The sequence below is a fragment of the Mesorhizobium sp. M4B.F.Ca.ET.203.01.1.1 genome (assembly GCF_004791025.1).
Classification (GTDB): domain Bacteria; phylum Pseudomonadota; class Alphaproteobacteria; order Rhizobiales; family Rhizobiaceae; genus Mesorhizobium; species Mesorhizobium abyssinicae.
In genome coordinates this window covers 221,659-247,633 of the sequence record NZ_SRUO01000006.1, presented here as the reverse complement: position 1 = coordinate 247,633, position 25,975 = coordinate 221,659, and the positions used below count along the sequence as shown (strand labels likewise).

At 65.1% G+C, this 25,975-nt stretch carries 26 protein-coding genes; 15 read left to right on the top strand and 11 right to left on the bottom strand.

Features of this window, described 5'->3' with window-relative positions; genetic code table 11:
• Positions 1-20: 20 nt before the first annotated feature.
• The 6 genes from EN846_RS16230 (at position 21) to EN846_RS16195 (ending at position 7,131) form a co-directional block, all read left to right on the top strand.
• On the top strand, positions 21-818 hold the full coding sequence (locus tag EN846_RS16230) for a transporter substrate-binding domain-containing protein (RefSeq protein WP_127394182.1): 798 nt from the start codon (positions 21-23) through the stop codon (positions 816-818).
• 269 nt (positions 819-1,087) lie between these two features.
• Positions 1,088-1,903 (top strand): amino acid ABC transporter permease, encoded by an 816-nt coding sequence (locus EN846_RS16220; protein WP_128345961.1) that lies wholly within the window; start codon positions 1,088-1,090, stop codon positions 1,901-1,903.
• 59 nt (positions 1,904-1,962) lie between these two features.
• The gene (locus EN846_RS16215; protein ID WP_127392714.1) at positions 1,963-2,598 is read left to right on the top strand and encodes a class I SAM-dependent methyltransferase; all 636 of its coding nucleotides are present in this window, start codon (positions 1,963-1,965) and stop codon (positions 2,596-2,598) included.
• A 471-nt stretch (positions 2,599-3,069) separates the two neighbouring features.
• Positions 3,070-4,479, top strand: coding sequence for a 3-isopropylmalate dehydratase large subunit (gene leuC / locus EN846_RS16205; protein ID WP_127392715.1), 1,410 nt, complete (start codon positions 3,070-3,072; stop codon positions 4,477-4,479).
• Positions 4,480-4,650: 171 nt separating this feature from the next.
• Positions 4,651-5,847 carry a GGDEF domain-containing protein gene (locus EN846_RS16200; RefSeq protein ID WP_127392716.1) on the top strand — a complete coding sequence of 399 codons (1,197 nt, stop codon included), beginning with the start codon at positions 4,651-4,653 and terminating at the stop codon, positions 5,845-5,847.
• Positions 5,848-5,928: 81 nt separating this feature from the next.
• On the top strand, positions 5,929-7,131 hold the full coding sequence (locus EN846_RS16195; RefSeq protein WP_127392717.1) for a GGDEF domain-containing protein: 1,203 nt from the start codon (positions 5,929-5,931) through the stop codon (positions 7,129-7,131).
• On the opposite strand, the gene EN846_RS16190 is transcribed toward EN846_RS16195, so the two are convergent.
• Entirely contained in the window at positions 7,115-7,474 is a 360-nt protein-coding gene (locus tag EN846_RS16190) for a hypothetical protein (RefSeq protein ID WP_127392718.1), read from the bottom strand. The two genes, EN846_RS16195 and EN846_RS16190, sit on opposite strands and share 17 nt — an antisense overlap.
• 259 nt (positions 7,475-7,733) lie before the next feature.
• Here EN846_RS16190 and EN846_RS16185 point away from each other — a divergent pair, with 259 nt between their 5' ends.
• The 7 genes from EN846_RS16185 to EN846_RS16150 all read left to right on the top strand — a co-directional run bounded on the left by EN846_RS16185 (position 7,734) and on the right by EN846_RS16150 (position 13,153).
• A complete protein-coding gene (locus EN846_RS16185; RefSeq protein ID WP_127392719.1) occupies positions 7,734-8,174 on the top strand; it encodes a hypothetical protein in 441 nt (146 codons plus the stop codon).
• A 236-nt stretch (positions 8,175-8,410) separates the two neighbouring features.
• On the top strand, positions 8,411-8,830 hold the full coding sequence (gene sdhC / locus EN846_RS16180) for a succinate dehydrogenase, cytochrome b556 subunit (RefSeq protein WP_127282071.1): 420 nt from the start codon (positions 8,411-8,413) through the stop codon (positions 8,828-8,830).
• Between the two features lie 2 nt (positions 8,831-8,832).
• Complete coding sequence (sdhD, locus tag EN846_RS16175) at positions 8,833-9,228, top strand: succinate dehydrogenase, hydrophobic membrane anchor protein (protein ID WP_127282070.1); 396 nt, start codon at positions 8,833-8,835, stop codon at positions 9,226-9,228.
• 4 nt (positions 9,229-9,232) lie between these two features.
• Positions 9,233-11,065 carry a succinate dehydrogenase flavoprotein subunit gene (sdhA, locus tag EN846_RS16170; protein WP_127392720.1) on the top strand — a complete coding sequence of 611 codons (1,833 nt, stop codon included), beginning with the start codon at positions 9,233-9,235 and terminating at the stop codon, positions 11,063-11,065.
• Between the two features lie 2 nt (positions 11,066-11,067).
• The gene (locus EN846_RS16165) at positions 11,068-11,502 is read left to right on the top strand and encodes a DUF3052 family protein (protein WP_128345962.1); all 435 of its coding nucleotides are present in this window, start codon (positions 11,068-11,070) and stop codon (positions 11,500-11,502) included.
• Positions 11,502-12,281, top strand: a complete 780-nt coding sequence (locus tag EN846_RS16160) for a succinate dehydrogenase iron-sulfur subunit (RefSeq protein WP_127282067.1) — start codon at positions 11,502-11,504, stop codon at positions 12,279-12,281. The genes EN846_RS16165 and EN846_RS16160 overlap by 1 nt, the downstream gene beginning before the upstream one ends.
• A 236-nt stretch (positions 12,282-12,517) precedes the next feature.
• Positions 12,518-13,153 (top strand): DUF480 domain-containing protein, encoded by a 636-nt coding sequence (locus EN846_RS16150; protein ID WP_127393053.1) that lies wholly within the window; start codon positions 12,518-12,520, stop codon positions 13,151-13,153.
• A gap of 217 nt (positions 13,154-13,370) precedes the next feature.
• Here the strand turns inward: EN846_RS16150 and EN846_RS16140 are convergent, their stop codons facing one another.
• Positions 13,371-13,796 (bottom strand): OsmC family protein, encoded by a 426-nt coding sequence (locus tag EN846_RS16140; RefSeq protein WP_127393051.1) that lies wholly within the window; start codon positions 13,794-13,796, stop codon positions 13,371-13,373.
• Between the two features lie 90 nt (positions 13,797-13,886).
• Here EN846_RS16140 and EN846_RS16135 point away from each other — a divergent pair, with 90 nt between their 5' ends.
• Positions 13,887-14,234, top strand: coding sequence for a hypothetical protein (locus tag EN846_RS16135; RefSeq protein ID WP_245493224.1), 348 nt, complete (start codon positions 13,887-13,889; stop codon positions 14,232-14,234).
• A complete protein-coding gene (locus EN846_RS16130; RefSeq protein ID WP_127393050.1) occupies positions 14,231-14,587 on the top strand; it encodes a YciI family protein in 357 nt (118 codons plus the stop codon). Before EN846_RS16135 ends, EN846_RS16130 begins: the two co-directional genes overlap by 4 nt.
• 15 nt (positions 14,588-14,602) lie before the next feature.
• Here EN846_RS16130 and EN846_RS16125 read toward each other — a convergent pair whose 3' ends face one another.
• From EN846_RS16125 to EN846_RS16085, 9 genes are all read right to left on the bottom strand, one after another.
• Entirely contained in the window at positions 14,603-16,210 is a 1,608-nt protein-coding gene (locus EN846_RS16125) for a GMC family oxidoreductase N-terminal domain-containing protein (RefSeq protein ID WP_127393049.1), read from the bottom strand.
• The gene (locus tag EN846_RS16120) at positions 16,207-17,730 is read right to left on the bottom strand and encodes an FGGY-family carbohydrate kinase (RefSeq protein WP_127393048.1); all 1,524 of its coding nucleotides are present in this window, start codon (positions 17,728-17,730) and stop codon (positions 16,207-16,209) included. The genes EN846_RS16125 and EN846_RS16120 overlap by 4 nt, the downstream gene beginning before the upstream one ends.
• Positions 17,723-18,565 (bottom strand): class I fructose-bisphosphate aldolase, encoded by an 843-nt coding sequence (locus EN846_RS16115; RefSeq protein WP_127393047.1) that lies wholly within the window; start codon positions 18,563-18,565, stop codon positions 17,723-17,725. Before EN846_RS16115 ends, EN846_RS16120 begins: the two co-directional genes overlap by 8 nt.
• A complete protein-coding gene (locus EN846_RS16110) occupies positions 18,477-20,285 on the bottom strand; it encodes a glycerol-3-phosphate dehydrogenase/oxidase (protein ID WP_128345963.1) in 1,809 nt (602 codons plus the stop codon). Before EN846_RS16110 ends, EN846_RS16115 begins: the two co-directional genes overlap by 89 nt.
• Before the next feature lie 63 nt (positions 20,286-20,348).
• The gene (locus EN846_RS16105; protein ID WP_127392938.1) at positions 20,349-21,344 is read right to left on the bottom strand and encodes an aldo/keto reductase; all 996 of its coding nucleotides are present in this window, start codon (positions 21,342-21,344) and stop codon (positions 20,349-20,351) included.
• On the bottom strand, positions 21,334-22,314 hold the full coding sequence (locus EN846_RS16100) for a sugar-binding transcriptional regulator (RefSeq protein WP_127392937.1): 981 nt from the start codon (positions 22,312-22,314) through the stop codon (positions 21,334-21,336). Before EN846_RS16100 ends, EN846_RS16105 begins: the two co-directional genes overlap by 11 nt.
• Position 22,315: 1 nt before the next feature.
• Complete coding sequence (locus tag EN846_RS16095) at positions 22,316-23,275, bottom strand: ABC transporter permease (RefSeq protein WP_245509051.1); 960 nt, start codon at positions 23,273-23,275, stop codon at positions 22,316-22,318.
• Between the two features lie 44 nt (positions 23,276-23,319).
• The gene (locus EN846_RS16090) at positions 23,320-24,846 is read right to left on the bottom strand and encodes a sugar ABC transporter ATP-binding protein (protein ID WP_127392936.1); all 1,527 of its coding nucleotides are present in this window, start codon (positions 24,844-24,846) and stop codon (positions 23,320-23,322) included.
• A gap of 69 nt (positions 24,847-24,915) precedes the next feature.
• Complete coding sequence (locus EN846_RS16085; protein WP_127392935.1) at positions 24,916-25,935, bottom strand: substrate-binding domain-containing protein; 1,020 nt, start codon at positions 25,933-25,935, stop codon at positions 24,916-24,918.
• Positions 25,936-25,975: the final 40 nt, after the last annotated feature.

Genomic DNA, 25,975 nt, shown 5'->3' with positions numbered 1-25,975 from the left:
TTCAAGTTCTGGAGCGTGTCATGACAAAATCGAAACTGCTGCTGGCGACTGTGCTGGCCTGCCTTCTCGCGCCTGTCGCCGCGTTGGCCGAGACGCTGCCCGACCTCGGCGGCAAGAAAGTGGTGGTGGTGACGGAGAACGCCTATCCGCCGCTGCAGTTCATCGATTCCAAAACCGGCAAGCAGATCGGCTGGGAATATGACGCGATGGACGAGATCGCCAAGCGGCTGAACTTCAAGGTCGAGTACCAGAACACCTCCTGGGACGCGATGATTCAGGCGGTTTCCGACAACCAGTACAACATCGGCATGACCGGCATCACCATCAAGGACGACCGCAAGGAGAAGGTCGACTTCTCCGACCCCTATATGCGTTCGGAGCAGTTCATGCTGGTGCGCGGCGATGAAAGCCGCTTCACCGACGCCAAGACCTTCGGCGCCTTCAAGGACGGGCTGATCGGCGCGCAGGCCGGCACCACGCCCTTCTACACCGCCGTCTACAGCGTGCTCGACGGCAACGAGCAGAACCCGCGCATAAAGCTGTTCGAGACGTTCGGCGCCACGGTGCAGGCGCTGAAGTCGGGCGACGTCGACGTGGTGCTGACCGACGGCACCGCCGGCAAGGGCTATGTCGACGCTTCGGAAGGCAAGCTGAAGCTGATCGGCGGGCCGCTCGGCACCGAGGATTTCGGCTTCATCTTCCCCAAGGGATCGGACTTGGTGAAGCCGGTCAACGCCGCGATCGCCTCGCTCAAGGCCGACGGCACGCTCGATGCGCTGAACAAGAAGTGGTTCCTTGATTACAAGATGGGGCAGTAGGGCTTCTTGTTGACAGCGGTGTCCTACGGCCGCGGACGAAAGACCGCGAAAGCCTCGTTTCTTCCCACCCCCCTCTGTCCTGCCGGACATCTCCCCCGCAAGGGGGGAGATCAGATGTCGCCTCGGCTTTCGCTAATCTCCAACGCTGTAGGATGGGCAGTGAGGCCGAAGCTGCTAATCTCCCCCCTTGCGGGGGAGATGCCCGGCAGGGCAGAGGGGGGTGTGCCGGAACGCAGCCTCCGTAGATCTGGCTCCGCTTGGCTCGCCTGATGGCAACGCCCGCAACCTCCTCCGCCAAAGCCGAATTCCCCTGGTGGCTGGCCGCCGCCCTGGCGCTGGCGCTGGCGGCGGCGCTGTTCATTGCGTCGAGCGACCTCTACGCCCAGGTCTTCGCCACCGTCGCCAAGGGCATCGGCATCACCGTCTTCGTCACCGTGGTCGCCTTCGCGCTGGCCTCGGCGATCGGGCTGGGCATCGCCCTGATGGGGCTGTCGAGCTCGCGGGTGCTTCGCCAGATCGCCCGCTTCTATGTCGAGATCATCCGCGGAGTGCCGATCCTGGTGCTCTTGTTCTGGATCGCGTTCGCCGGCGCGCCGGCCGTCGTCGCTGCGTGGAACGCCCTGACCGCGCCGCTGCAAAGCGCCGGCTATCTCGGCGAACTGCTGGTGCGCGACGTCTCGCTTTTGTGGCGCGCCATCATGGCGCTGACCATCGGCTATTCCGCCTTCATCTCGGAAGTGTTCCGCGCCGGCATCCAGTCGGTCGAGAAGGGCCAGATCGAGGCGGCCAAGGCGCTCGGACTGACGCGCGCGCAGCGCTTCCGGCTGATCGTGTTCCCGCAGGCGATCCGCACCATCCTGCCGCCGCTCGGCAATGACTTCGTCGCCATGGTCAAGGATTCCTCGCTGGTCTCGGTGCTCGGCGTCGCTGACATCACCCAGATGGGCAAGGTCTATGCCGCCGGTTCGTTCCGCTTCTTCGAGACCTATTCGATCGTCGCCTATATCTACCTGATCCTCACCGTCGGCCTGTCGCTGGCGCTCAGGGCGCTGGAGCAGCGGCTGCGCCGCCAGCACCAGGAATAGAAGTCCAACAAAGACCGCGCTACGATCCGTCCCGCGCGCCAGCGGAGGAGGACAATTTGGTGGATTTCGACAAGGCCAATGCGGCGCTGGATTCCGTCTATACGGCCGACACGCCGGAGGCGCTCGCCAAGGCCTATGCCGAATGGGCCGCGACCTATGACAGCGAGACCGCGTCGCTCGGCTATCTGCTGCCGTTCCTGATCACCGCCTGGGTGGCGCGCCATGTGCCTGTCGGCGCAGGCCCGCTGCTCGACGCCGGCTGCGGCACCGGGCTCTCCGGCCCGTCGCTGAAGGCGCTTGGCTATGCCGACATTGCCGGGCTCGATCTCTCCGACGACATGCTGAAGATCGCCGGCAGCCGCAACGCCTACAGCGAGCTGAAGAAGGCGATGCTCGGCGGGCCGCTGCCTTGGCCGGACGGCCATTTCCGCGCCTTCTTCTCGACCGGCGTGTTCACCATCGGCCATGCGCCGGCATCTGGCCTGCATGAGCTGGTGCGCATCACGAAGAGCGGCGGCCACGCCATCTTCACGGTGCGAGACCAGGTGTTCGAGAGCGGCGGATTTCAAGATGTCTTCGACAGCCTTGAGCGGGAGGAGAAATGGCGGCTGGTAGAGCAAAGTCCCTGGTTCCGCTGCTATGCGATCGGCGATCCCGAGGCGCTGGTGAAGACGTTTGTGTTTGAGGTGGTGTGAGCGCCAATCACCGATGTCGGCGCCGCCCCTCATCGCCCTGCCGGGCACTTCTCCCCGTATAGTGACGGGGAGAAGTGGCTGGCCGCAACGCCGGCTCTCTTCGTCCAAACTTAGCAATTGGCGAAATCGCCGATGAGAGCGTTCCTCTCCCCGTCACTATACGGGGAGAGGGTGCCGGCAGGCAGGTGAGGGGCAGCGCTGACGTTCGGTGTCTAAGCCGCAAATGCCAGCCGATTGCCGAAATCGGCAAACATTGATATGAGCAGCGCCATGGAAGAGCTTTTCGGCGATCCGGCCTACAAGGGTTTCGTGCTGCAGGACAGAAAGCGCCTGCCGTCGCGATTTGCCGCGCGCGTTTGCGGCGCGCTCACCAGCCGACTTAGCTAGGCCGTCTTCGCCTCGTCGCCCTTGCCGGGCTTGCATGGCCCGGCACCGGCTTCTTCCCTTTTTCATATCGACGGATTTACGCACATGAGCGCACCGCGCACCCTCTACGACAAGATCTTCGACGACCATCTGGTCGACCGCCAGGACGACGGCACCTGCCTGCTCTACATCGACCGCCATCTCGTTCACGAGGTGACCAGCCCGCAGGCCTTCGAGGGCCTGCGCATGAGCGGCAGAAAAGTCCGGCATCCGGAAAAGACGCTGGCCGTGGTCGACCACAATGTGCCGACCTCGCCCGAGCGCAAGTTCGGCATCAAGAACGAGGAAAGCCGCATCCAGGTCGAGGCGCTGGCCAGGAACGCCAAGGACTTCGGCATCGAGTACTATTCCGAGAACGACATCCGCCAGGGCATCGTCCACATCATCGGCCCGGAGCAGGGTTTCACCCTGCCCGGCATGACCATCGTCTGCGGCGACAGCCACACTTCCACGCACGGCGCCTTCGGCGCGCTGGCGCACGGCATCGGCACGTCGGAAGTCGAGCATGTGCTGGCGACGCAGACGCTGATCCAGCGCAAGGCCAAGAACATGCTGGTGCGCGTCGACGGCACGCTGCCGGAAGGCGTCACCGCCAAGGACATCATCCTCGCCATCATCGGCGAGATCGGCACCGCCGGCGGCACCGGCTACGTCATCGAATATGCCGGCGAGGCGATCCGCGCGCTGTCGATGGAAGGCCGCATGACGATCTGCAACATGTCGATCGAGGGCGGCGCGCGCGCCGGCCTGATCGCGCCGGACGAGACGACTTTCGCCTATGTCAAGGACAAGCCGCGCGCGCCCAAGGGCGCGGCCTGGGATGCCGCACTTGCCTATTGGAAGACGCTGCATTCGGATGAAGGCGCGCATTTTGACAAGGTGGTCGTGCTCGACGCGCAGAAGCTGCCGCCGATCGTCTCCTGGGGCTCCTCGCCCGAGGATGTCGTCTCGGTGCAGGGCTTCGTGCCCAATCCGGAAGAGATCACCGACGAGAACAAGCGCTCGTCGAAGCTGCGCGCGCTCGACTATATGGGGCTGACCCCCGGCACAAAGATCACCGACATCGAACTCGATCGCGTCTTCATCGGTTCCTGCACCAATGGCCGCATCGAGGATCTGCGCGCCGCCGCCAAGGTGGTCGAGGGCAGAAAGGTCAATCCGCGCGTCAACGCCATGATCGTGCCGGGCTCCGGCCTGGTCAAGGAACAGGCGGAGGCCGAAGGGCTGGACAAGATCTTCCTCGCCGCCGGCTTCGACTGGCGCGAGCCGGGCTGTTCGATGTGTCTCGCCATGAACGACGACCGGCTGAAGCCGCATGAGCGCTGCGCCTCGACCTCGAACCGCAATTTCGAGGGCCGGCAAGGCTTCAAGGGCCGCACCCATCTGGTGTCGCCGGCCATGGCCGCGGCGGCCGCGATCGCCGGCCATTTCGTCGACATCCGCGACTGGAAATAGCAGCCGCGGCATTCGCATACGGACGAGGTCAAAACCCCGAACCATCCAGGTGGCTTGGGGTTTTTCTTTGCCGCGCCTCCGGTTTCTTCGGCAAAGCGGCCTTCGCTTAACCGCTTGTTTGGGCTTGCGCTTTAGCATCTTCCCTCACGTAAGCGGGGAAATCACAGTCGTTTGGACACGGGTCTGCTCATAGCGCTGCTCAACCCGACGATCGCGCTGGCGCTTGGCGCCGCGTTCCTCGTCCTGTGGTTCCATCAGCGCCATCGCCCCTACCTGGCGGTGCTGGCCACGAGCTACTGCCTCTCGGCCCCCGGCTTCCTGTTCCAGTATTTCACCCTTCCTGTCGGGATGGTGCTGACCAAGCTTGTCTCCAACATATGCTTCACGGCGGCCGGCTGTTGCCTCTCCAGCGCGATCGTTGCGCGCTACGGGCGGCGCGTCCCCTATGTCGGCATCGCGCTCACCACCGGCGGCGGGCTCGCCGCCTTTTCATGGTTCATGTTCGTGCAGCCGGATCTCACCTGGCGCATCCTGTCGATGAATTTCGGTTTCGGCGCCCTCAGCCTGCTGGTCGCCGCGGAACTGCGCACGGTGCGCGGCAACGGCCCGACCGAGAAGATCCTGTTCGTGCTGTCGCTGCTTTCGGGGTTGAACTTCGTCGTCCGAACCCTGATCGTCGTCATCGCGCACGGGCCGTTCCCGAGCTATGACGGATTCTACGGCTCGTCCTACTGGACGACGGCGCTGCTCTCGCATGCGCTGCTGTCGCTGCTGATCGCGCTTTCCCTGTTCTCGGCGGCCGCGCTCGACGTCTTGAAGGCGCTGAAGGCCGAGACCCATACCGATCCGCTGTCCGGCCTGCTCAACCGCCGCGGCTTCGAGGAGCGGGCGGCGCTGCTGCTCGACCAGTGCGCCAAGGCGAAATTCCCCGTCGCCATGGTGCTTGCCGACCTCGACCACTTCAAGGCGCTCAACGACCAGCACGGGCACGCGGTCGGCGACAGGGTGATCGCCGACTTCGCCGCCAAGCTGAGCTTCGCCACCGGCACGCGCGGCGCTGCCGGCCGCATCGGCGGCGAGGAGTTCGCCGTGCTCCTGCCGCTGTGCGACCTGGCCTCGGCCCGCCTGTTCGCCGAGGCGATCCGCTCGCTCTATTCGTCCGGCGGCGTCGCCAGCCTGCCGCGAGGCGTCAGGGTGACGGCGAGCTTCGGCGTCGCCGCCCGCACCGGCGACGAAGGCCTGGCGCCGCTGATGCGCCGCGCCGACGACGCGCTCTACAAGGCCAAGAAGAACGGCCGCGACAGCGTGCGCCTGTCCTATGAGCGCCCCGAAACGGTCTTCGTGCCGGAGCCCGCCAGCGTCGGGTGAGGCCAAGCAGCCCGATCATGACCCGACGTTAACGTCTTTTTCGCCCGTCGATGCTTTGCTGTCGGCGGGGGTTTTTGGACCATGGGCAGCGCGGACGTCATCCTCGTGATCAACCTGTTCGTCGCCGGACTGCTGGCGGCGGCGTTCATGACGATCGCCATCTACGACAAAAGCCGGGTGTCGGCGCGCTGGCTGGCCCTCGGCTATGTGCTGGGCATGGCCTATTTCGCGCTCGAATTCGTCATTCCCGCCTTCGACAATGCCCGGCTCCCGGTGGTCGCGGCCTTTGCCGTCTTCCTCGGCGCCACCATCGTCTTCAATGGCGGACTTGCGCATAAATACGGCGTGGCGCCGCCCTGGTGGCCGATGCTGTTCTTCCTGGCCATCGCCTCCGTCGCCGTCTATCTGGTGCAGGAATTGCCGCGCCAGTCGCTGACGGCGATGATGGCCTATCAGCTTCCCTACGCCGTCATGCAGTTCACCGCGCTCGGCATCGTCTGGTCGTCCAGGCAAAGGCGCGAGCGGCTCGACACCATACTGATGGCGGTGCTGACGGCCAGCGCGCTGCAGTTCGCCTCCAAGCCCTTCATCGCGCATGCGCTGGGCGGCCGCGGCGCCGACCCGCAATCCTATGTGCAGACGAGCTACGCGCTGGTGTCGCAATCGCTCGGCACCGTTTTCGGCCTGGCGCTGGCGCTGCTTGCGCTGGCCATACTGGTGCGCGATGTGCTGGCCGAGGCGACGTCGAAATCGGAAACCGACGCGCTGTCCAGGCTGCTCAACCGCGGCGGCTTCGAACGTCATGCCGAAATCACCCTGAGGGATGCCGCGCGCCGTGGCGTTCCGGTGGCGCTCGTGATCGCCGACCTCGACCATTTCAAGGGCATCAACGACAATTTCGGCCACGCCTGCGGCGACCGGGTGATCGAGACCTTCGCCGGCTTCCTGCGCGAGGCGGCGGCCGACCATCACGTCGCCGGGCGCATCGGCGGCGAGGAGTTTGCGATCATCCTGCCGGGCACCAATCTCGCGGCCGCGCGGCTGTTCGCCGAAGGCGCGCGCAGCGCTTTCGGCGCCCTGCCGATCGACAGCCTGCCGGCCGAGCATCGCTGCAGCGCCAGCTTCGGCGTCGCCGAGCTTGGCGCGGGTGAGGGTTTTTCCGATCTGTTGCGGCGCGCCGACGAGGCGCTCTATCAGGCCAAGGGCGGCGGCCGCGATTGCGTGCGCGTCTCGGCCGGGCCGGCCGGACGGCAGGCGTCCCCCGTCTTCAACGGCAGGGGCTGAGGTTCGGCATCTCGCCGTCGGACAGGCCGTACATATAGGAGCGGCCCTTGATGAAGACCGGCGGCTGGTAGCAGCCGCGGCCAACGGTCTCGTCGGATTCATTCTCGTAGACCACGTCGGGCTCGCCGGCACTGGTAAAGTTCGAGAGTTCCTTGGCGTGCCTGCCTTCGCCGACGATGATGCGCTTGTAGCCGGCGGCGCTGTCGATGACGAGATTGCCGAAGGAATCGGCATAGACGCGGTCGTGGTGGCGCAGCCCGGCCTCGGCCGGCGCCGTGAAGCCGACGGCGAGTGCCGCCAGCGCAAGCGCCGCAAGGCGCAGTCTGCTCGAATTCGAACGCATGGCACCCTCCGTTTGCTTCGACCGTTTCGGTCTGGAGCCTGTTCGAATCGGAAATTAACCTTTTCTTAACCTTTGTTAAGAGCCGGGACGTTTTCTCAGCCGGACTTTAACAAACATGGTTAATTTCGGCAGACGGGGTGGCCATCTTTCGGCCATGCTTGCCCGCACCATCGCGCCATCTCGACCAGCCGCTTGAGCCGGGTGAGCTTGATCAGGAACGACATCGTGGCTAGCGTGCCGCGCACAGGAGGGGCAGCACATGGCGTCACGCCGCTTGGTTCGGGGATTGCTCCTTGCTCCGTTGCTCGCTGCGGCCGCAGCCTGTGTGCCGCAGGACGGCGCGCCCAAGGCGGCATCGGCTGCGGTCTCTCCTGCTCCGGTCCTGCAGTCCACCGCACCCGCGGCGCCTCCAGCACCTGCTCCGGCATCCGCAGCCAAGATCACCACCGACCTGACTGCGCCGCGATCGGCTATCGGCATGGCCACCTACAGATGCAATGGCTCCGTGATCTCGATCCAAAATCTCGGCACGTCGCTGCGTGTCGCGGGGCCGGATGGCTGGACCGAGGAGTTTGCGGCATCGCCCGCCAACCAGAGCAGCCGCTACCAGGCGGCGGCGACGCATGACGCGGTTGTGATCGACGGACGCGAGGCCCTGCTGATGAAGAAAGGATCGACGCCGCTCACCTGCAGAAGGTAGCAATCTTCATCGGCATACCGCACTGCAGCGAAACATTGCGCCGGCTTTCGGCCGCGCCCTAATCGATTGAAGCAAAAGCCGGCCTTTTTGTCAGACTAAATGACGTTTCCAAAACGATTTTCCGGCTTTGACGCGGTGCAAAAAGAGCATTAGAAACCGGCTGTCCGAAGTCGCAACCGAAGGCGGCAATGCCGCCTTTCCGCTGGGGCTCCAGGAGACGCCGAACTGGGGGAGCCATGAGCAAATCACCAGCCACCCGCGAATTTGCCAGACGTGAACGGCCGCTTTCGCCGCACCTCACCGTGTATCGGCCGCCGATCACCATGACGATGTCGATCATCCATCGCATCACCGGCGGCGCGCTCTATTTCGGCACGCTGCTGGTGGCGTTCTGGCTGATGGCGGCGGCGAGCTCCGAGGCCACCTTCGATTGGGTCAATTGGGCCTTCGGCTCGTGGCTGGGGCGGCTGGTGCTGTTCGGCTACACCTGGGCGCTGATGCACCACATGCTGGGCGGCATAAGGCACCTGGTCTGGGACACGGGCGCCGGGCTCGAGAAGCACACGGCCTCGAAGATCGCCTGGGCGACTCTGGCCGGCTCGATCCTGCTCACGCTGCTGATCTGGATCGCCGGCTACATGGCGCGGGGAGCCTGACCATGAGCGGCAAGAACACCGACATGCGCACGCCGCTGGCCAAGGTGCGCGGCCTCGGCTCCGCCCGCGAGGGCACCGGCCATTTCTGGCGCCAGCGGCTGACGGCGATCGCCAACATCCCGCTCATCCTGTTCTTCGTCGGCTTCCTGATCGCGCTCAACGGCCACGGCTACACGGAAGTGCGGGCGGCGCTCGCCAATCCGTTCGTGGCGCTGGTGCTGGCGCTGGTGCTGATTTCCGGCCTCTACCACATGCGGCTCGGCATGCAGGTGATCATCGAGGATTACGTGCATGGCGAAGGCATGAAGCTGGCGCTGATCGCGCTCAACACATTCTTTTCCGTAGCGGTCGGCGTCGCCTCGCTCTTCGCCCTGCTCAAACTGGCATTCGGAGGCTGACATTTTGGCCAAGGACGCGAAATCAGCCAATTCCGCCTACACTTTCGTCGACCACAAGTTCGACGTGGTGATCGTCGGCGCCGGCGGCGCCGGCCTGCGCGCCACGCTCGGCATGGCCGAGCAGGGCCTGCGCACCGCCTGCATCACCAAGGTGTTCCCGACGCGCTCGCATACGGTGGCGGCGCAAGGCGGCATCGCCGCCTCGCTCTCCAACATGGGCCCGGATTCCTGGCAGTGGCACATGTACGACACCGTCAAGGGCTCGGACTGGCTGGGCGATGTCGACGCCATGGAATACATGGTGCGCGAGGCGCCGGCCGCCGTCTACGAGCTCGAGCATTACGGCGTGCCGTTCTCGCGCACCGAGGAAGGCAAGATCTACCAGCGGCCGTTCGGCGGCCACATGATGAACTACGGCGACGGCCCGCCGGTGCAGCGCACCTGCGCCGCCGCCGACCGCACCGGCCACGCCATCCTGCACACGCTCTACGGCCAGTCGTTGAAGAACAACGCTCAGTTCTTCATCGAGTATTTCGCGCTCGACCTGATCATGGAGCCGAACGGCACCTGCACCGGCGTCGTCGCGTGGAACCTCGACGACGGCACCATCCACCGCTTCTCGGCCAAGATGGTGGTGCTGGCGACCGGCGGCTACGGTCGCGCCTATTTCTCGGCGACGTCGGCGCATACCTGCACCGGTGACGGCGGCGGCATGGCGGCCCGCGCCGGGCTGCCGCTGCAGGACATGGAGTTCGTGCAGTTCCACCCGACCGGCATCTATGGCGCCGGCTGCCTGATTACCGAGGGTGCGCGCGGCGAAGGCGGCTACCTCGTCAATTCCGAGGGTGAGCGCTTCATGGAGCGTTACGCGCCGTCGGCCAAGGACCTCGCCTCGCGCGACGTCGTCTCGCGCTGCATGACGCTGGAGATCCGCGAGGGGCGCGGCGTCGGCAAGAACAAGGACCACATCTTCCTGCATCTCGACCATCTCGATCCGGCGGTGCTGCACGAGCGGCTGCCCGGCATCTCGGAGTCGGCGAAGATCTTCGCCGGCGTCGACCTCACCAAGGATCCGATCCCGGTGCTGCCGACGGTGCACTACAATATGGGCGGCGTGCCGACCAACTACTGGGGCGAGGTGTTGAACCCGACAGCCGCGAGTCCGGACAAGGTGTCGCCAGGGCTGATGGCGGTCGGCGAGGCCGGCTGCGCCTCGGTGCACGGCGCCAACCGGCTGGGTTCCAACTCGCTGATCGATCTCGTCGTGTTCGGCCGCGCCGCGGCGATCCGCGCCGGCCAGGTGATCGACCGCAAGTCGGCGATCCCGTCGCCGAACGAAGCCTCGGTCGAGAAGATCATGGACCGCTTCGACCGGCTTCGCCACGCCAACGGCTCGACGCCGACGGCGGTGCTTCGCGAAAAGATGCAGAAGGCGATGCAGGAAGACGCGGCGGTGTTCCGCACGCAGGAATCGTTGGAGAACGGCTGCAAGCGGATTTCGCAGATCTGGGGCGAGCTCAAGGACATAAAAGTGTTCGACCGCTCGATGATCTGGAATTCGGACCTGGTCGAGACGCTGGAGCTGGAAAACCTGATGGCAAACGCCATCACCACGGTCTACGGCGCCGAGGCGCGCAAGGAGAGCCGCGGCGCGCACGCCCGGGAGGACTTCTCGACCCGCGACGACGCCACCTGGCGCAAGCACACGCTGGCCCATCTCGGCGAGGACGGCAAGGTGACGCTGACCTATCGTCCGGTGCACACCGAGCCGCTGCTGGCCGAAAAGGACGGCGGCATCAGCCTCGCCAAGATTGCGCCGAAAGCCAGGGTGTACTGACGATGGCGCTGGCGGCAACGGGATATTCCGGCACCCCGCTTCCGGCCAAGCTCGGCCTGAAGGACGGCATGGTCGCCGCCTTCATCGCGCTGCCGCCGGAGCTGGATGATCTTGCCGGAGCCGTGGACTTTGCTGCGATCGACCGGCTGGCCGACTGGTCGGAAATTTCTGGTCGCCAGAAATACGATGCCGTGCATGCCTTCACCCGGCAGCGCGCCGAGATCGAGGACGGCTTGGCCCTCATCGAGACGGCGATCAAGCGCGATGGCATGGTCTGGGTTTCATGGCCGAAGAAGGCGTCGAAAGTGGCGACCGACGTCACCGAGGACGTCATCCGCGCCGAGGCGCTGAAGCGCGACCTGGTCGACGTCAAGGTCGCGGCCGTGAATGAAATCTGGTCCGGGCTGAAGCTCGTCATCCGAAAGGACCGCAGGTAATGGTCGAACTCACGCTTCCCAAGAATTCGAAAGTTCAGCAGGGCAAGACCTGGCCGAAGCCGGAGGGCGCCACCAATCTTCGCGAATACCGCATCTACCGCTGGTCGCCGGACGATGACGAGAACCCGCGCATGGACACCTATTTCGTCGACATGGACGATTGCGGCCCGATGGTGCTCGACGCGCTGCTCTACATCAAGAACAAGATCGACCCGACGCTGACGCTGCGCCGCTCCTGCCGCGAAGGCATTTGCGGCTCCTGCGCCATGAACATCGACGGCTCCAACACGCTCGCCTGCACCAAGGGCTGCGACGACATTTCCGGCGCGGTGAAAGTCTATCCGCTGCCGCATATGCCGGTGATCAAGGACCTGGTTCCCGACCTCACCAATTTCTATGCCCAGCACGCCTCGATCGAGCCGTGGCTGAAGACGGTGTCGCCGGAGCCGGCCAAGGAATGGCTGCAGAGCCATGAGGACCGCGAGAAGCTCGACGGGCTCTACGAATGCATCCTGTGCGCCTGCTGCTCGACGTCCTGCCCGAGCTACTGGTGGAACGGCGACCGCTATCTCGGCCCGGCGGTGCTCTTGCAGGCCTATCGCTGGCTGATCGACAGCCGCGACGAGGCCAAGGGCGAGCGGCTCGACAATCTCGAGGACCCGTTCCGGCTCTATCGCTGCCACACCATCATGAACTGCGCGCAGACCTGCCCCAAGGGGCTCAATCCCGCCAAGGCGATCGCCGAGATCAAGAAGATGATGGTGGAGCGGCGGGTTTAGCCTTGGCGGGATAACCCACGAGAACCTCAAACGCGGCGATCCTTCGCGCCCCCCTCTGTCCTGCCGGACATCACCCCCACGGGTGGGGAGATTGGCTGTCATGAGGGCTTTCGCCTATCTCCAAGGTTGAAGGATGAAGCGCGGTCGGCGAAGCTGCTGATCTCCCCCCAGGTGGGGGAGATGTCCGGCAGGACAGGGGGGCGTTGTCCCGCCAGCGTCAGAAAGGATAGCATGCAATGAGCGAAGACCTTCCCATCCTCTCTCCCGCCGAAGCGCGCGTGCTCGGCTGCCTGATCGAGAAGAAGGAGTTAACGCCGGATGTCTATCCGCTGACGCTCAATGCCGCGCTTGCCGCCGCCAACCAGAAGACGGCGCGCGAGCCGGTGATGGCGCTGGAACAGACCGAGGTGCACCGGGCCCTGAAGCTGCTTGAGCAGAAGGGGCTGGTACGGCAGATGTTCGGTTCGCGCGTGGAGCGCTATGAGCATCAGATGGCGCAGCGATTCTCGCTGACCACGCCGCAGACCGCCTTGGTCGGGCTGCTCCTGTTGCGCGGGCCGCAGACTGCATATGAGCTGTTGGCGCGAAGCGAGCGCATGGCGCGGTTTTCGTCGATCGAGGATTTGCGCGGTGAACTCGACATGCTGATCGGCCGGCGGCCGCCGCTCGTTCAGGAGATACCGCGCGGGCCAGGCCAGCGCGAGGACCGCTATGTGCATCTGCTCGCAGGGCCGGTGGACGTGGCGGCGGTCGCGGCGGCGCCGTGGCAGCCGGCTGCGTCAGCGTCGGATGCCGATCTAGAGGCCAGGGTGCGGGCGCTAGAAGAAGAGGTCGCGGCTTTGCGGGCGAAGATCGAGGCGCTGGGCGGGTAGCCAATCAGATACCTTGTCGCGAGGCCCCCCTCTCTGTCCTGCCGGACATCTCCCCCTCAAGGGGGGAGATTGGCAGCTCCAGCGACGACACTCCCCTTACAACGTCGGCGATTGGCGAAACCCTGCGCGACATCTGATCTCCCCCCTTGAGGGGGGAGATGCCCGGCCGGGCAGAGAGGGGGGCGAAGGATCGCTGCCCCTCAAACGAAAACCCCAATCACCCCAGCTTCGCGTCGAGCGAAACCTTGATGGCGCCGAGCGCTTTCGAGACCGGGCATTCGGCCTTGGCCTTCTCGGCCAGCTCCTTGAACTTTGCCGCGTCGATGCCCGGCACCTTGCCGACGACGGTGAGAGCGCTGCCGGTGATGCCGGTGCCGGGCACCAGCGTCACCACCGCCTTGGCGTCGAGTTCGGTGGCGGGCGTGCCGTTCTCGGCGAGGAAGTGCGAGAACTGCATGGCGTAGCAGCCGGCATGCGCGGCGGCGATGAGCTCCTCCGGGTTGGTGCCGGATTTGCCGCTCTCGTCCTCGAAGCGCGCCTTGAACGAATAGGGCGTACCTTTAAGCGCCCCGCTCTGGCTGTCGAGCGTGCCCTTGCCTTCCTTCAGATTGCCTTTCCAGACGGCGTTCGCGGTGCGGTCCATGAAATCCTCCTTGATCGTCGGGGTTGCGCCGGCGGAGCGCCGGGGTTCTCCCGAACTATAGCGCGGGCACGCGCGAAGGCCACCGCGCTCTTGGAGCGCCGGCGTCCAAAAAATCCTCTTTTAAAAAAAGCGCGCGCAAAAATGTCGACTTCCATCGGGCTCGACCGTCCTGCGGGCGGCCACGGATTTCGCGGCCGGATGGAGGCTCACATGGACAATCTGTTTTTCGCGCTGTGGAAATGCCCTGGGCGCAAGGCCGGGCGACAGGAAGACTATTGGCTCGATCCGCCGCCCTCCGGCTTCGGCCGGCTGCTGGCGGCGGTCGCCATCATCGGCATCGCGGCATGCCTTCTCGATCATGCGGCGGCGTTCGGAGGCGCGGCTGACACCATCATCACCGCATCCTATGGTCCATCACAACACGGGAGATCGGAATGAGATATGTCTGCCTGGTCTATGGCGAGGAACAGAGCCTGTATGCGCTGACCCCAGAAGGATCGGCCAAGCTAGACGCCGATTCGCTGGCCTATGACAGATCGTTGGATCAACAAGGCAAGCTGATCATCGCGCAGGCGCTGCAATCGGTGAAGACGTCGAAGAGCGTGCGGCGGCGCCACGGGAAAAGACTGGTCACCGACGGCCCGTTCGCCGAGACCAAGGAGCAGTTGCTCGGCTTCGTCATGATCGAGGCCGAGACCCTCGACGAGGCGCTGGAGATCGCCGGCGACATTCCGCTGGCCGAACTCGGCACCATCGAGGTCAGGGCGATCTACGACATACCGGGCTCATAGCCGGTCGCCGCTGGTTCATGCAGGTCGGCGGATCATGTCCGCCGCCTTCTCGGCGATCATCACCACGGGCGAGGCGGTGTTGCCGGAGACGATGCGCGGCATGATCGAGGCGTCGATGACGCGCAGACCCTCGACACCGGTCACGCACAGGTCGGGACTGACGACGGCGCGGTCGTCGACGCCCATTCGGCAGGTGCCGACCGGATGAAAGATCGTCGTCGCGATCGAGCCGATCTCGTGCAGCAGGTCGTCGTCGGACTGGTGGGCGAGACCGGGCAGGATTTCCTCCGGATGGAAGTCGGCAAGCGCCTTTGCGGTCATGATCTTGCGCGCCTGGCGCACCGAGCGCAGCGCGATCTCGCGGTCGCGCACCGTGGAGAGGTAGTTCAGCCGGATTTCCGGCTGCACGGCCAATTCAGGTGTCGTGGCATGTACGGAGCCGATGCTGTCGGGCCGCAAATTGCAGACCGACATGGTGATCGCCGGGAACGGGTGCAGCGGGTCGCCCAGCCGGTCCGTCGACAAGGGCTGGACGTGGTATTCCAGGTCCGGCGTCGCCATCGACGGATCGGATTTGCTGAACATGCCGAACTGGCTTGGCGCCATCGACATCGGCCCCGACCGGGCAAAGGCATATTGCAGCGCGATCCGCGCCTTGCCGGTCAGGCTGTTGGCAAGGGTGTTGAGCGTCAGCGCCGACGACACTTTGTAGACGGTGCGGATCTGCAGGTGGTCCTGCAGGTTCTCACCGACATCGGGGCTGGCGTGAACCAGATCGATGTCGAGCGAGGCGAGGCGATCCGGCTGGCCGACACCGGAAAGCTCCAGCAGTTTCGGCGTGTTGATCGCGCCGGCCGTCAGCAACACCTCTCGTCCGGCGCTGGCCTGGCGTGCCTCGCCGCCTGCGAGGTAGCTGACCCCGGTAGCCCGCTTGCCCTCGAACAGCACCTTCTCGACATGCGCCTTGGCGACCAGCCGCAGGTTGGGCCGCCGCAGCGCCGGGCGCAGGAATGCCTTGGCGGTGTTCCAGCGCACGCCCCTGCTCTGGTTCACCTCGAAGAAGCCGGAACCCTCATTGTCGCCGTCGTTGAAATCCTCGCGCGGCATGATGCCGAATTCCTTCGCCGCTTCCTGCACCGTGTTCAGGATCGGCCAAGACAGGCGTTGCCGCGCCACTTTCCATTCGCCGCCGGAACCATGCAGCCTGGTCTTGCCGCCATGATGGTCTTCGGATTTGAGGAAATAGGGCAGTACGTCGTCCCAGCCCCAGCCGACATTGCCCATCTGCCGCCAGCCATCATAGTCCGCAGCCTGGCCACGCATGTAGATCATGCCATTGACCGATGTGCAGCCGCCCAGCACCTTGCCCCTGGGATAGACCAGCGAGCGGCCGTTCAGGCCTGCCTCCGGCGCCGTCTTCATCATCCAGTCGGTGCGCGGATTGCCGATGCAATAGAGATAACCGACAGGAATGTGCACCCAGTGGTAATTGTCGCTGCCGCCGGCCTCGAGCAGCAGCACGCGCGTCGCCGGATCTTCGCTCAGGCGGTTGGCCAGCACGCAGCCGGCGGTACCCGCGCCGACGATGATGTAGTCGTAGTCGCCGTCCAGCCTTGGGGTCATTCTGCTGCTCTGCCTGGTCCTGCGGCCTGTTCGGTCCAGAACGATCGCAGCGTATCGGCGAGGCCGCAATAGGCGCGATAACGCCTGGCATAGTGACGCTGCATGGCCGGATCCGGACGGTAGGCGGCGCGCGGACGGGTCATGGCGTCGACGCCGGACTCATAGTCGGCGAACAGTCCGATCGCCACGCCGGCGCCAATCGCCGCGCCAAGCGCGCCGGTCTCGCGGGCTTCAGGAACGGTGATCGGCACGCCGAGCCCGTCGGCGAAGATTTGCGGCCAGTGCTCGCTGCGTGAGCCGCCGCCGGACAGCACCGCCTTGTCGAAGCCGACGCCGGCGTCTTTCAACACATCGATGTGGCGCCGGTGCTCGAACATCACGCCTTCGAACAGCGCGCGCAGCAGATGGCCTTCGCTGTGCCAGCCGGCCAGCCCGTAGAAGCCGGCGCGGAACTCGGCGCTCTGGCCCGAGCCGTAGAGGAACGGGTGGAAAATCGGGTCGTCCCAGGCCGGCGTTACTTCGCCGACAGCCGCGTTGCAATGGCCGAACGGATCGCCGAGGTGGCTGCCGCGCTCGACGAATTCACGCACGTACCATTCAAGATTGGCGGCCGATGTCGCGCTGGATTCGATGTTGACGAAGCGTCCGGGGCCGAACCGCGCCACCATGAAAACATCGGGATCGACAACCGGCGCGGTGGAGAAAACCTGGTTGACCGACCAGGTGCCGGCGATGATCGAGGCTTCGCCGGGGCGCACGACGCCGGCCCCCATGGCGCTGGCGACGACATCGAAATAGCCGGCGATGACCGGCGTGCCTTCTGCCAGCCCGGTCTCTTCGGCCGCGCTGGCGGTGACCGTGCCGGCAATGTCGGCGCTGTCGAGCAGCCGCGGCAGTTTTGCCTGCGCGTCCTCGATGCCGTAGAGCGCCAGAAGCTCGGCATCATAGACGCCTTCGGGCATGCGGACGAGGCCGCAGCCGGACATGTCGGAGACATCGCTCACCTGCTCTCCGGTGAGGCAAAAGGCGATGAAATCCTTGCACAGCAGCGCCGTGCCGGTCGCGGCATAAAGGTCGGGCTCATGCTGCTTGACCCAGGCCAGCAAGGTTGGCGTCTGCGCCGGCCAGGGCTTTTGCAGGCAGATCGCGTGCAGGGCCCCGGCGTTGCGCGAAGCCAGCTCCGCCGCCATGCCGGCGGCGCGGGTGTCGAGCGACTGGATGCCGATCAGCGGGGCGCCGGCGCGGTCGATCAGATAGAGGCCGTTGCCATGGCCGGCGCAGCCGACAGCGGCGATCTGGCGCGCGTCGATACCAGCCTGCGCAATGCAGCGGCGGATGGCGTCGCGCGCAGCGGCCCACATATCGCCGAGGTCGCGTTCGACATAGCCGGGCTGCGGCGTGTGCGAGCGCCCGGCGACGGTGTGCATGGCGACCTGCCGCCCGGCGAGGTCGAACAGCACTGCCTTGATGATGGTGTTGCCGGCGTCGAGACCGAGCAGATATGCGGCCTGATCAGCCATTGTTGTAGATATCCCAGGCCTCTTCGCCGCCGGCGTCCGTGTGGATCATCGCCATCAGCGCGTTGACCACCGCCTTCGGGTTGGCATGCTGATAGATGTTGCGGCCATAGACCAGCCCCTTGGCGCCTTGTCTGAGCAGGGCCGACGATTTTGCCAGCACCGTCCTGAGGTCGTCCTTGCCGCCGCCGCGCACCAGCACCGGCACGCGCGCCGCCTCGACGACGCGGTGGAAATCCTCAGGCCGGTCGGTCGGATCGGCCTTGATGATGTCGGCGCCCATTTCGGCGGCGAGCCGCACCAGGGTGACGATCTTCTCGGCGTCGCCGTCGACCTGATAGCCGCCGCGCACATCGTTGGGCAGCATCACCAGCGGCTCGATCATCAAGGGCATGCCGTATCTGTGGCAGGCGGCGCGGACCTTGCTGATGTTTTCGACGCATTGGCGAAACAGCTCCGGCTCGTCAGGCAGCATGAACAGGTTGACGACGACGCAGGCCGCATCCATCTCCAGCGCGCCGATGATCGGCTCGTCATGGTTCTGCAGCATCGACCACATCACGCGGTGGCGCTGGACATTGTAGGGATTGCCCATGTCGATGCGCATGACCAGCGCCGGCTTGTTCTTATCCGGTCGCGATTGCAGCAAATCGGCCTGCCCGTAGGCGAGCTGCAGCGCGTCCGGTCCTGCCGCGACCAGCGTGTCGATGACGCGCGGCATGTCCTCCAGGCCGACGAGAAAACCCGGTTCATTGCAGACGCCGTGATCGAGCGCCACGTCGAGGCAATTGCCGTTGGTGAACATCCGGTTCATGCGGGCCTTGGCGCTGACCTTCATCTTCTGCTCCTGAAATCGTGCGTTGGTCGAGCATCTCCTGCGAGACGCCGTGATAGGTGTCGAGTTCGACAACCAGGCTTTGCACCTCGCCGACGCGCTGCCGATCGCTCCAGCCGCGTTCGGCGGCGAGTGCGTCGGCGATGCGTTCGATGGTCGCCATCGAGATGTCGCCGCAAATGGCAAGCGATGTGCGGCGCAGGACAAGGTCGGACAGGCAGGTCACGAACTCATGCCGGATCAGGTAGACGATTTCGGCTGCCGTCGTTTCGGTCCTGCCGTCCAGCCTGATATCGTCGGGACGCCCGACGCAAAACAGGGCGATGTCGCGCGCGCCGCTGCCGTAGCGGTCGACAAGATAGGCGGCGCGGTCGCCGCTGAGCGCGAACTCGCCAGCCAGATCGGCCGCCAGCGACGCCGGATCCCCGGGAAAGCCGAGGCCGCCGCCGATCGGCATGGTCAGCGTGCCGCAAAGGCGTTCGCGCCCAAGCTCGGCCAGCACTGCGTCGGCCGCCTGTTCGGCGAAGGCGCGGAAGGTCGTCCATTTGCCGCCGATCATGCAGAACTGCGGGATGTCGCCGGCAATGCGATGCACGGAATGGCCGCGCGAGATCCTGCCGGTGAAGGCATGGTCGCTCTTCGGCAGCGGCCGGATGCCGCTATAGGTGAACACGACGTCGGAGGCGTGAACCGGAATAGCCGGAAAGACCAGCCGCGCCGCCGCCAGAATGTAATCGGCTTCCGCCGGTTCGCAGCGCACGCGGCTGGCCTCGCTGACGCGAATATCGGTCGATCCGACCAGCACCTTGCCGAGATAGGGAAACATGATGCAGATTCGGCCGTCGGCGTTCTCGAAGAAAATCATGTGGCCGCCAAGGGCCTGGTAAAGCGGCTCGTTGTCGAGGATGAGGTGCGAGCCCTTGGTGCCCTCGACCAGCGGTGCCAAAGGCTTTTCGGATGCGTCGAGCCGGGCGATCGCCGAATCGATCCATGCGCCCGTCGCGTTGACGATTGCCTTGGCGCTGACAGGGAAGCGCTCGTCGGTCGTCATGTCGGTAAGTTCGAAGGCCGAACCGGCGCGCGTGATCTGGGCGCGGTTGAGCGCGAGGCTGTCGGGCGCCAGGCGTCCGGCATCGAGCAGCAGTTCGATGCCAAGCCGTTCCGGATAGCTGATCCAGGCGTCGTAATAGGTGGCGGAAAAGCGCAGTTTCGGGTCGAGCGCAGGCCATTGCGCGAATGTCGTCCTGGCGCCGCGGAACTTGTGGCGCGGCAGCACCCGGCGCTTGCGCGTCGTCCAGTCGTAGAGCGCGAGCCCCGCCTTGATCGCCAGCGCGCCGCGACTGGAAGGCGCCTCGGAAAGCCCGAGAAAACCGGCCGCGCCGTTCATCAGACCGGAGAAGACGGTGCGGATCGGAATCGTCGTCGGCAATGGCCGCACCATGTGCGGCGCGTTGGCCAGCAGCGCATCGCGCTCGCGCAACGATTCCTGCACCAGGCCGAACTCGCCATTCTCGAGATAGCGCAGACCGCCGTGGATCATGCGCGAAGGGGCCGCGCTGCAGCCCGAGCAGAAATCGCTGCGCTCGACCAGCAGCACCTTGAGGCCCTGCAGCGCCAGCTCGCGGAAAACGCCGATGCCGTTGATGCCGCCGCCCACGACGACGACATCGAACGCGCCATTGTGGCGGATCTTGTCGAGGATGAGGCTTCTCTGGTCAGGCATGGCTTCGCCGTTCGGCCGTCCGGCGGACGGCAGCTCGATTTGTTTCGGATTCACAGGTGGCGGTCAGGCGTCGAGACTTGTCAGATGGCGGCTGGCGGCCTCGCTGATCTGGCTGATCTCCTGTCCGGACAATCTGATGCGGCCGGCCTGCGCGTTCTCCCTGGCCTGCTGCGGGCTGCGGGCGCCGCAAAGCGAGAAGGTGATGCCCGGCTGCTGCAGCGTCCAGGCGATGACGATCTGCGCCTCGCTCGCGCCGTGTGCCTCGGCAATCGGCCGTATCTCTTCCATCAGCGTCGCGACCTTGCGGCGGTTGGCCTGCGAGAACCACGGATTGTCCTTGCGCTGGTCATCGCCGGTAAAGACGCGGTCCGGACCGATCCTGCCCGACAACAAGCCAAGCGCCAGCGAGGAGTAGCTGAGCACGGACACATTGTTGTCCGCGCAGAAAGGCAGCAGGTCGCGCTCCATGTCGCGCACCACCATGCTGTATTGCTGCTGGACCGCGTCGAGCTGGCCGGCGGCGAGATAGGCTTCGACATCCGCAACCCCGACATTGCTGGCGCCGATGGAGCGGATCTTGCCTTGGGTCTTGAGGCGATCGAGCGCTTCCATGGTCTCGGCGACCGGCGTCGTCGAATCCTGCCAGTGGGTAATATAGTGGTCGATGTGGTCGGTGCCGAGACGACGCAGGCTCTGCTCCACTTCGTAGACCACGGAGTCGGCGCCGAGATAGCGATGCACCGGCGCGCCGTCATAGTCGAAGAAGTGATTGCCCTTTTTTGCGTGCCAGATCAGTCCGAGCTTGGTGGCCAGCACGACCTCGCCGCGGCGTCCCTTGATCGCCTTGCCGACGATTTCCTCCGACAGGCCCTGGCCGTAGGCCGGCGCGGTGTCGATCAGCGAAACGCCTTCGTCGATCGAGGCGCGTATGGTATCGATGGACTGCGCCTCGTCGGTGCCGCCCCACATCCAGCCGCCGATGGCCCAGGTGCCGAGGCCGATCGCGGAGGCGGAGATTCCCGACGCGCCAATGGTGCGCGTCAACATTTCAGGCGACATTGCGTAGGCTCCCCGCATTGTTCAGGACTGCGTTGGCCGTTTCTTCGTCGACGACCAGAGACTTGAGATAATTGCCGCGTAGCGCGGCGCGGATCGGCCCGACCTTTTCGGCGCCGCTGGCGACGCCCATCACCGTCCGGCAGCGAGCGAGTTCCGAAGGCGCCAGCGCCACCAGGCGGTCGTTGGGCGGGTAATCCGCCAGCGTGCCGTCATCGCGGATCAGATGCGCAAGGAACTCGCCGACCGCGCCGCTGGCGGCCAGCTTTTCGCGGTCGGGGTCGAGGCCTGGGCGAAGGTCGTAGTAGCTCGACCCAGGCGTCTGGATCGAGCCGATGCCGACCAGCGCGATCGCCGCCTTGCGCGCCAGGTCGAAGATCTCGCGCACCGACGCCATCTCCAGAAGCAGGTCGCGCTGCTCCCGGCTCTCGGCGAACAACGGCGCATGCAGGAGCATGCTGGAACCGCCGAGCCGCTCGGCGAGGCGCGTCGCCAGATGGTTGACGTCGGTATAGTGCTTGCCCTGGACGCCGCCGGTCAGCGGCACGACGGTGACGTCGAAGGCGCGCTCCGGCTGCAGGTTCTCGGCGAGGGCGCTGATCGCCTTGCCGCCGGTAATGGCGATGACGTCGCCGTCGCGCAAGGTCTCGAGCAACTGGTTGGCCGCCGCGCGCCCCACCTGCTGCAGCGTGCTTTCGGGACTGCCGGCCACGGTCGGCGTCACGATCGCTCCTGCCAGGCGGGCAATTTCGATCAGCTGCTTTTCGATATCGACCAGGGCCTGGAACGGGCTCTCGACGGCGATCCTCAGCATGCCGAGCTTGCGCCCCTGGGCGATCAGCCGATTGACCTTGGACGCCGACAGGTTGAGCGCCGCGGCGATGTCGTTCTGCTTCATGCCGTCGACGAAATGCAGCACCAGCACAGTGTGGATCTGCCGGATCGTCTCGAAATCTTCCCTGCTGTCCGCCATCTCAGCCCCGCCGCTTGTTGAAGTAATAATCGGCGGTGACCGCCGTCAGCAGAATGGACCCGCGGATGATGTCCTGCCAATAGACGGACACGTCGAGCAGGGCGAGCGAGCTTGAAACGACGGACAAAAGGACGGTGCCGAGGATGGCGCCGAGAATGGTGCCGATGCCGCCGGTCAGGCTGGCGCCGCCGATCACCGCGGCGGCGATGACGTTCAGCTCCATGCCGGCGCCGAATGTCGGCTGGGCCGAGCCGAAGCGGGCCATGTAGATGACGCCGGCAAAGCCGCACAATGTCGAGCACAGCGTCGTGGTCAGGAACACGACTTTCCTGGTGCGGATGCCGGAGTAGGCCGCCGCCTTCTCGTTGCTGCCGGTGTAGAAGACTTTGCGGAACATCGTCGTGCGGCGCAGCATGAAGTCGGACAGGATGACAAAGACGATGAAGATGATGATGACGACCGGAATGCCGCCGACCGCGCCCTGGCCGATGAACTTGAACTCAGGCGGCAGAGTGTAGAGCCCCAGCGGGCGGCCGCCGGTGCCGAGCAGGCAGAGCCCGCGTGCAATCACCATCACCGCCAGCGAGACGATGAAATGGTGCAGCCCCACTCTGGTGACGAAGAATCCCATGAAGGCGCCGATGGCAGCGCACGCCGCTATCGCGACCAGCGACGCCAGCCAAGGGTCCATCCCGTTGAGGAAAAGCAGGCCGGCGACCACCATGGCGAGCGCGGTGACCGAACCGACCGACAGGTCGATGCCGCCGGAAATCAGCAGGATCGTCATGCCGACCACGACGATGCCTTCCACGGCGAAGGCCATCGCCATCGCCCGCATATTGTCCCAGGTCAGGAAATAGGGCGATGCGAACGACATGACGCCAAACAGCACGGCGATGATGAGGATCAGGCCGGTCTCACGCATCCTGATCAGGCCGCCGAACCTTGCGCCGAGCCCCATCCGGGCAGCTTGCGTCGTGCTATCCATACTGTCCCCCACGATGCTCATGCCGCGCTCCGTTGCCGGCCTTCATCGGCAAGCGATGCCAGGACCATGATGTTTTCTTCCGTCATCTCAGCCCCCGCGACTTCGCCGGTGATGCGTCCCTCGCGCACGATCAGCACCCGGTCGCAGATACCGATCAGTTCCGGCAGCTCGGAGGAGATGACCACGATGCCGACGCCATCGCGCGCCAGCCTGCGCAGGATGCGATGAATTTCGGCCTTGGCGCCGACGTCGACGCCGCGCGTCGGTTCGTCGAGGAAGATCACCTTCGGGTCGACCGACAGCATCTTGGCGATCGCCACCTTCTGCTGGTTGCCGCCCGACAGCGTCGAAACCGGCTGACCGACATGGCCGCATTTCAGCGACAGCTGCTTGCCGATCGCTTCCGCTCGCTGCTTCTCGCGCCGCTCGTTGATGAGGCCGGAGCGCGTGGCGATCCTGTCGACCGCGAGCGCGGAGATGTTGGCGGCGATCGACATGTCGAGGAACAGCCCGTCACCCTTGCGGTCCTCTGACAGGTAGACGATGCCCGCGGCGATGCTGTCGCCGTAATGGGTCAGCGACAGGCGCTTGCCGCGCAGGATGACATCGCCGGTCACCTCGCCTTCGAGCCGGCAGATGCCCTTGACGATCTCGCTGCGGCCGGCGCCGATCAGGCCGCCAATGCCCAGGATCTCGCCCTTGCGCAATTGAAAGCTGATATCGCGGAAGGCAGTCGCCTCGCAGAGACCGGCAATCTCGAGCAGTATGTCTTCGGACCTTTCGTCGTCGCGCAGCTTCTCGGGGTAGAGGCTGTCGATGACGCGGCCGACCATGGAGGCGACTACTTGTTCGGGAGTCGTCTCTGCAATCTCGAGCGTGGTGATGTAGCGGCCGTCGCGCAGCACCGTGACGCGGTCGCAATTGTCGAAGATCTCGGCCATGCGGTGCGAGATGTAGATGATGCCGATGCCTTCGCCGGCAAGCTGGTGAATGATCTCGAACAGCTTTTGCGCCTCGCGCTCGGTCAGCGCCGCCGTCGGTTCGTCGAAGATGAGGATGCGGCAATCGAGCGTCAGCGCCTTGGCGATCTCGACCAGTTGCTGCTGGGAAATGGACAGGTTGCGTACCGTCGCGGCCGGATCGATGTTGCCAAGCCGCGCCAGGATCGCCGTCGCGCGCTTCTCGAGGTCGCGGTAGTTCATCAGCAGCGCCTTGCTGGCGTTGGTGAGCGACATGAAGATGTTCTCGGCCACCGAGATATCGGGGCACAGCGCGATCTCCTGGTGCACAAAGCCGATGCCAAGCTTCTGCGCCGCCAGCGGCGAAGGGATGGAGACAGAGCGGCCATCGACCTGGATGTCGCCGCTGTCCGGCGCCAAGATGCCGTCGATCACCTTCATCAGCGTCGACTTGCCGGCGCCGTTCTCGCCGGCAATGGCGTGGATTTCACCGGCGCGCAGCTCGAATCCGACATCGCGCAAGGCACGGACAGGGCCGAACGATTTGCTGAGGCCGGATATTTTGAGGAGGACCGGGGTTTCCACTGAGATTCTCGCCTGCTCAGGAATGGTTGAGGCAACCGCGCCGGTCGGCGCGGCTGCCCGCGGGACGGATCAGCTTGGATCGCGGCCTTGCATGTATTTGTTCAGGTCGAACGAGTCGGCGTTCTCCTTGGTAATGACGGCGAAGCCGTTATCGGCGAAGGGGATGCTCATCGGGTTGTAGCCCGACGTCTTGTAGTCGTTGAACGGGTCGATCAGTTCCGGATGCGCCGCCATGAAGGTGGCGACGAAGCCGAGATAGCCCTGCATGCCCTGGTTGGGGCTCAGCGCCATGTGGATGTTGCCGGCCTTGATCTGCTCCAGCGTCGCCGGGGTGATGTCGGCATGCATGATCAGCACCTTGGCCTTGGCCTCGAGGACGGCGGCGACCGCGCCCTCGGCCGAGCCGGCTTCGGGAATCCACAGCGCCTTCAGGTTCGGATTGGCCTGCAGCATCGAGGCCACCGCCTTGTTGGCGACATTGGCGTCCTGGTTGGAGGCCTGGCGGCCGACCAGCTTCATCCTCGGATAGTTCTTAGCGAGATAGTCGATGAAGGCGGTGACGCGCAGGTCGTGGTTGCTCTGCCCCGGATTCTCCAGCACGCCATATTCGGCGTCGTCGCCGACCTGCTTGACGATCTCCTCGGCGGCGAATTTGGCTTCCGCCAGATTGTCCGAGGTGATGTAGGACACGCGCTTGGATTTCGGCGAGTCGGCGGCGAAGGTGACGACGGTGGTGCCGTTCTCGACGGCGCGGTTGATCGGCTCGATGAACGGATCGGCCTGCATCGGGTGCAGCAGCACGCCGGCCGGCTTCTTGATCAGATCCTGTTCGAATGAGGCGATCTGCTTGGCGATGTCGTAGTCAGGCGTGCCCGAAAACACGGTCTTGCAGCCCATCGCCTGGGCCGCCTGCTTGAAGCCCTGATAGACCGGCACCCAATAGGGATGCGCGGAGACCATGACGTTCATCACATAGGTCTCGTCCGGCTTGCACTGAAACTTGCTCTCTGCCGACGCGGCGCCTGGCATCGCCAAGGTCAGCGTCATCACGGCGGCGCTCAATGCGCCCGCCAGCCCAATCCTGTTCATTCTCTCCTCCGGGTTCCCCGACGATGAAAGCCTCGTCGTG